The organism is Rhodoferax sp. ZS1R8, assembly GCF_056521325.1.
The window spans coordinates 1-1,133 of record NZ_JBWMBA010000152.1 but is presented as its reverse complement, the minus strand read 5'-3'; the positions used below and the strand labels follow the sequence as shown (position 1 = coordinate 1,133).

The window sequence follows — 1,133 nt, the reverse complement described above, 5'->3', positions numbered from 1 at the left end:
TGTTCTGACAGTGACTGGTAAATCGTTAACATCTGATCTACTGTTACTTCCCAGTCAAACTGAGACAACACTTTTCTACGGCCAGCGAATCCCATGGAAGTACGCTTTTCAGGGGCCCGAGAAAACTCCTGCATCGCCACCGCAAAATCAGCGACGAAGGCATCGCGTGTGATGGGCTCGATCAGCGCTCCGCAAGTAGCATCGAGATAGTCGGCGGGACCTCCCCAATTGGTTGCAATAACAGGCAGTGACATCGCCATAGCCTCAAGCACCACTGCACCACCGCACTCCATCAGACTCGGTAAGACCAGCGCATCAGCGCTTCGAATGTAACTGGCACATTCAACCTGGTTGAGCCAACCCGCAAAGTGAACTTTTCCTGCCTCTTGTTGGTTTCCAAGTAGTTGAAGCTCGTTTGCCAATTGCTCCAAAGCACCTCGCTCCAACCCATCTCCAATAATTTCAAGGGAAATGGGACATGACTTCGCCGCACATGCAAATGCATTCAGCAAAAGGTCGACCGCCTTCCAATCAACAAGTCTCCCCATAAATACAAAATGGGTCACCTCACCAAAGGGTTTCAGCACTCTTGTTGATAGAATCGAGTCTTGCCAAAGAGACAGGTCGACGCCATTTTCAACCAGTATTTCGCACCGAGAAGTTGCAACACTTGATGGAAGCGCCCGCTTGGTGCGCTCGTTGGCAACCAAAAGGCACGCAGCTTTGCGCTTGCCAGGGAATAGTCTATTCATGACATTTGCCGAAGCACGGCCCAATCTCAATGACAAGCGCTCAACCCCGCCTTGCATGCCCCTAAATGCGGGAGGATAGTCCATGCCACCATTCATTGGACCAATGACAACTGGTATGCCGAAACCATACATCAACGACGGTTCTTTGGGCGATACAGGCATGGGCTGATGAATAACGGTAATCCCCTCCTTCTTCACAAGCTCTTTGATAAAACGCCTTTGCACCAACTGGGTCGCCACGCGCATGGCAAAGCCAGTAGTAAAACCAGCCAATCGTGTCGGAATCCATTGGCTGACCCGCCAAAGAGCCTTGTGCAGCCAAGTATCCGGAACAAAAAGCAGATGCGCCTCGTCTTGCGGGTACAGCGAAGTGAGTTCAGC

Annotated in this window: 1 protein-coding gene; it reads right to left on the bottom strand. The window is 51.4% G+C overall.

Annotated elements, in window-relative coordinates:
- Window positions 1-1,133, bottom strand: a 1,133-nt coding sequence (locus AC097P_RS24570) for a glycosyltransferase family 4 protein (protein ID WP_479613031.1), incomplete at both ends; no start/stop codon positions are given.